The sequence below is a fragment of the uncultured Altibacter sp. genome (assembly GCF_963972995.1).
GTDB lineage: Bacteria > Bacteroidota > Bacteroidia > Flavobacteriales > Flavobacteriaceae > Altibacter.
This window is the reverse complement of sequence record NZ_CAXAXI010000050.1, coordinates 1-5,903: the sequence shown is the minus strand read 5'-3', so window position 1 is coordinate 5,903 and position 5,903 is coordinate 1. Positions and strand designations below refer to the sequence as shown.

The 5,903-nt window shown below is 43.8% G+C and carries 2 protein-coding genes and 1 pseudogene; 1 reads left to right on the top strand and 2 read right to left on the bottom strand.

Going from position 1 to position 5,903, the window contains the following annotated elements; all coding sequences use genetic code 11:
* Together AACZ11_RS12725 and htpG are read right to left on the bottom strand one after the other, a co-directional pair.
* On the bottom strand, positions 1-3,339 hold a 3,339-nt coding region (locus AACZ11_RS12725), incomplete at its 3' end, for an HYR domain-containing protein (RefSeq protein ID WP_339832696.1).
* 189 nt (positions 3,340-3,528) lie between these two features.
* Positions 3,529-5,415: a molecular chaperone HtpG gene (htpG, locus tag AACZ11_RS12720; protein WP_339832694.1), complete on the bottom strand. Its 1,887-nt coding sequence runs from the start codon at positions 5,413-5,415 to the stop codon at positions 3,529-3,531.
* A gap of 203 nt (positions 5,416-5,618) precedes the next feature.
* Here htpG and AACZ11_RS12715 point away from each other — a divergent pair.
* Positions 5,619-5,903, top strand: a pseudogene (locus AACZ11_RS12715) (TetR/AcrR family transcriptional regulator); the annotation flags it as partial.

Below are 5,903 nucleotides of genomic sequence, written 5' to 3'. Positions count from 1 at the left end.
TAACGGACCTCCGGGGATCTCTACAAAGAATGCGTCTCCATTAGATCCGGGTGATAAATTGAGGGTCCAGTTGGCAGGGTCAAACTGACCTGTAAATCCAGGCATAAAGTTGCTGACAACGGTTTCATTTCCACCGCCAAAGTTATCATCGGTTACACTTCTAAATCCAAACACATCTCCGGGTGCGAGTGTTACCGTGGCACTACCGGACTGGTTGCCGATACCATCATCGGTCAACTGAGTATAGGTGCCATTTACCAAATAACCAAAACTATCAAAGCCCGGTATATCGCTAATGGTGTAATCCCAATCAAAACTTACTGTTTCTGCCGTGGCTACGGTCATAGTGAAATCTGTAGTTTCAGATGGACCAATAGTTCCCGTATCGCTACCAATAACCATTGCGTTGAACGTGCTTGGCGCCACACCAAGAAGATCCATAGGATCTACTACGGCGGTTCCATCGGCACCCAATTCGATCGTGGCATCCATACAGATAAGTACAGGATCGGTATCGTCGATCACATTCACGGTTGCGATGCAACTCGTAGAATTACCACTATTATCGGTAACAAATACTTCCACCTGATTCTCTCCTAATTGTGAACAATCAAAACTAACCGTAGTATCAACAATGGGTGCAAATGTGATACAGTAGCTGTTCAATGTTCCCGAATCACCTCCGGTATCGTCGGTAATATTCAAGGTCCAGTCCCCAGTGATAGACTCACCGGCGAATACAGTATTGAACAATCCGCCTTCAGCTAGGAAATCAGGCTGAATGGATGCTGCATCATCAAAATCATCGACCAAGTTGGCAGAGGTATCTGTGAACACTAGGGTCGCTGCGGTATCCAATCCGCTGCTTCCACCATCATCGAGCATCACATCTATTGTCGTTCCGTTAGGAGATGTGAGTGTCATATCAATATCCGAGGCCCATGTATGTTGAATATCTACAGTAATATTATCCAAGGTATAATCAGTACCAATAACTCCAGTATCTGCTACAGAAGCAATAGATGGATTCATGGGTCCTGAAGTTCCTGTTGTAGGAATCGGTTCCGGTGCATTTCCACATTCTGTAACGGTCATTGCCGATGCAGGTCCTCCTACAGTCGCTATCCAAGTACCGCAGTTTTCAGTAACACTTACCAAAAGCATAGAAGCGTCGATGGTTGCCATTCCGTTAGCATCCAATACTACATCAAATGGTGGCGCGGTAGAAGACTCATAGTCCAGTTGGAAGTTATCTACGCCAGCACCCCAGTTCCATCCTGAATCTTCATCATCAAAGGTGAAGCGAACTTGGAAATCTGCATTTGCAAAAGCCGATACATCAATCACTCCCGATGGGCTTGGCGGAATATCCATTCCATCTGCCAAGAACACTTGCTGCCACGCAGCTCCGTCCCAAACTTCGGCACGTAATAAACCGGAACCAGCAAAGTCACCTAAGGCATAGTCAAAAGACAAATCTGCAGTGATCGAGCCGGTTAGGTCATATATTGGAGAAAGTAAGTGTGCGATATGGTTGTCTCCTGTATTTCCAGCAGCGTCATCGTCAAAGATAGCTGCGTTTGTTGGGAAATCGGTAGTACCGGGCATCGCTCCTGAACCAAAGGTCCAGTCTTGCACACCATTCACTATCACAGTCGACCAACCTGCCGGAAGCGTAGCTGCCTCGAAATCTTCGGTAACACTAAAGACACCGGGCTCCCCTTCACAAACGATCATTGGCGCTTCATCATCGGTCACCGTGATATTCTGTGTACAGGATACGGAGTTTCCACTAGGATCTGTGTAGGTCCATACCACTGCCGTAGTTCCCACGGGGTAGAAATCGGAAGCATCGGCCGTTCCATTATAATCGTTGGTTAACGTAGCTCCTTGACCCAATGTAATTGTTAACTGATAAAAGTTATTGGCGCATAAAGTGGTAGGATTTACCTGTGGATCTGCCAATAACGTAAAAGTAAGATCATTTCCGAAGGTCGTAATCCATCCATTCCAAGTTGCTTCAGCAACGGTGAAAGTATCCGATTGCGCTACGCAGTCTAATCCGCCTTGCGCATCGTTAAAGAATATCGTCGAGCCGTCGGGTCCTAATAGCTCAAAATCCTCTGCGGTAGAATTCCAGTCCCCGTCGTAGTCCGCTGTTATACTCACATCTCCACCTACGGAGTTGCTCAATCCGGTTACGGTAGAAGGCGTATCCAATAATTGGGAAGTACCTAAAAACTGGGTTACCGGACCTACTATTACTGGAGCAGCCGCCGTTGGGCAGTTATCCATAGGCGTTGGTGGCGTTACGGTAACGTTTGCGCCGCACATACCGGCATCATTGGTTTGGGTGATATCGGGTTCACAAGCAATGGTAGGCACTTCATTATCGACTACGGTTACCGTAAATTGACATGTAGAAGAATTTCCACAGCCATCTGTCGCTGTAAATTCTACAATGGTATCTCCTACCGGGAAGACGCTTCCACTGGCAGGGCCCATAGTTTGCATCACGGGAACAGGACCGTCTTCAGCATCGATAGCTACGGCATCCGTAAAATTGACCACCGCGCCACAAACCCCCGGGTCTGTATTCGCCATAGCGTTAGGAGGACAAGCAATGGTGGGTGCATTATTGAATCCAAATTCAAGCATTCCAATACCTTCAGCGCCTCCAGCGGCATCAAAAATTTCAACACTGGTAATTACCTCGTCAGCAATCAATCCGAAGAAGGAAGTGGCGTTGTCCAAGGGTGAGATTGTATAAGTAGCCAAAAGCCCACCGGCACCGAAGACACTTATATCAACCGATGTACCTCCCGCTAAGGAAACAACGTCAAAGCCAAAGGCATTCACATTGCTGGTGAAATTCATTACAAAAGTATCTGCAAAGAAATTGGCACCTACAACATCTACGTCATTACCAAAGCCTGAGCCTGCTTGTGCGTAATATACCCGCGGGCTTGAACCTGCAGCTCCATCTGAAGTAATATTAAATCCAGACTGGATTTCTCCGGGAGCATAACAAGGACCTCCGGCATCACTAAGAACGTCACCGCATCCTGAGATACCTCCGGGGCCTCCCGCAAAATCTTCTAAAGTAAGATTGACGTTACACGCACCTTGAAAACTTGCTCTATCGCTAAAAGTGCTGGTAATTGCCTTCATTGGAACAGATGAGTTCATCGAAATTTTTGAAGGCGCAGTCGTTGTTTTTTTACTCGCGGTCACACCTGCCTCATGGGCTTCCGACAACGAAGAAAATTGTTGTGCATTCATTTGCCACAACGAACATGTGACAAAAAATGCCGTTAATAGCATGGTAATTCTTTTCATAATATTCACATATTTAAGTTAGTATCTTAAAAATATACTAAATATGAGGCTTTTGCCACTTTATTAGACCAACGGAAAGAATATTGGTTAAACGGTATTTAGAAGTAAATTCCTACGAAAGGCATCGGACCATATAAAAAAACCGTCCTCTTTTAGAGAACGGTTTTCTATACAAATGAATATGTCTTTTTATTTTATCATCTCATAACTTCGTTTGATAAAAGCGGTCATTTCCTCCCCCTTCAGAAGATTCTTACTCAACTTCGCCAAATCTAAAGCTTGTTTGACCAACCGTTCTTTCTTCTTTTGAGTCTTCGTATTGAGAATCTCCACAACCAGCTCGTGGTTGGTGTTTACCACAAGGTTGTACATTTCGGGCATCTTACCCATCCCAAACATACCACCGCCGGTCTGCTGCATCTCCTTCATGCGTCGCATAAATTCCGGTTCGGTGATGATAAAAGGATTGGCCTTACTGTCCATAGCTTCCAGTTGTACCGAGAATTTTTCAGAAGGGATGGTTGCGGTCAAGAAGTCCTTAAGCGTTTCTTTTTCCTCTTCGGAAAGTTTTGAAATCGCATCCTCTTCTTTCTTGATCAAATTATCTACATGGTCACTATCGACACGTACGAAACTCAACTTCTCATTAGAAGATTCCATCTTCTGAAGCAAATGCGAGACAATAGGAGAATCGAGTAATAATACCTCATACCCTCGTTCTTTTGCTGCTTCAATATAACTGTGTTGCTCTTCTTCCTTAGAAGCATACAGTACGACTAGATTTTCGTCCTTATCGGTTTGTGAATCCTTGATCTTCTCTTTTAGTTCGGCCAAGGTGAAGTATTTGCCATCTACTGTTGGATACAATGCAAACTCCTGTGCTTTTTCAAAGAATTTTTCTTCGGTAAGCATTCCATACTCGATCACGATCTTGATATCGTTCCACTTTTGTTCGAAATCTGCACGATCGTTATTGAACAGACTCTTCAGCTTATCGGCCACTTTGCGGGTTATATAACTGGAGATCTTCTTCACGGCCCCGTCGGCTTGTAAATAACTTCTGGAAACATTCAATGGTATGTCCGGGCTGTCGATAACACCGCGAAGCATGGTTAAAAATTCCGGTACGATGCCCTCTACGTTGTCGGTTACGAACACTTGATTTTGGTACAACTGTATCTTGTCCTTCTGAATGCTCATGTCATTGGTCATCTTCGGGAAATACAGGATCCCGGTTAGATGGAACGGGTAATCGACATTTAAGTGAATGTTAAACAAAGGTTCCTCGAACTGCATGGGGTACAGTTCACGGTAGAATTTCTTGTAGTCTTCCGCTTCCAGGTCGGTGGGTTGTTTGGTCCACGCCGGATTCGGATTGTTAATAATGTTATCCACCTCTTGGGTAGGAGCCTTATCTTCCTCTTTGGCACCTTCCGGTTTAGGCAAGGTTTCAGTCTTGGTTCCAAACTTGATTGGGATTGGCATGAACTTGTTGTACTTCACCAAAAGTTCACGAATGCGAGATTCTTCCAAAAACTCAGTAGAATCATCGGCGATATGAAGTATGATCTCGGTTCCGTGTTCTTTCTTTTTCGATTTGGTGATCGAATATTCCGGAGAGCCGTCGCACGTCCAATGCACAGCAGGTTCATCCTTATAACTTTTGGTGATGATCTCTACTTTGCTGGCCACCATGAAAGCCGAATAAAACCCAAGTCCGAAATGTCCTATAATTCCGGCATCTTCCGCATTCTTATCTTTATATTTTTCCAAGAATTCCTCTGCGCCGGAAAAGGCGATCTCATTGATGTATTTTTCAACTTCCTCTTGGGTCATTCCAATTCCTTCATCTATAATGTGAAGTTGTTTCTTCTCTTTGTCGATCTTAACCTCTATCTTAGGATTTCCGTATTCCACATCGGCTTCGCCAATACCGGTAAGATGCTTCAGTTTGAGGGTCGCATCTGTGGCGTTGGAGATCAATTCACGGAGGAAAATTTCATGATCACTGTATAAAAACTTTTTAATGAGCGGGAAAATATTTTCTACCGCTACGTTAATTGTTCCTTTACTCATATATATTTTGTTTTAAAATGTTTATTGCCAAAGACAGGTAGTCAAATAAAATACCAAGGCTTCTCTTACTGCCACCTTGTCACGCTTCGGAAACTTTAACAGAATATTTTGTTTAACAATATAAATATAAAGTTGAACATTTAGTATCTTTGTACCACAACACAGCAGATAATTTTCAAGCCAGCTGCGAGATACTTACACTTATGACAGCAAAAAAAACAACCACTGCAAAAGTTTCCGAGGAAAAGATCATAGCCGCCTTTATGGATATGGTCCTAGTCAACGAGACCGAGCCGAAGAGCGTCTATAAATTCTGTAAACAGAACAATTTTTCAGAAGAAGAATTCTACACATTCTTTGGCTCTTTTGACGGGCTTCAGAAAAAAATATGGAATCGTTTTTTTGATCATTCACTAGCTTTGATCGAAAAGAGCGATGGCTATGAAGCGCTATCGAACAAGGATAAGATGCTTACATTTTTCTATACT

Bases quoted from the DNA above. Each gene is read 5' to 3' on its own strand.
- htpG (WP_339832694.1), bottom strand. From the start codon at position 5,415: ATGAGTAAAGGAACAATTAACGTAGCGGTAGAAAATATTTTCCCGCTC.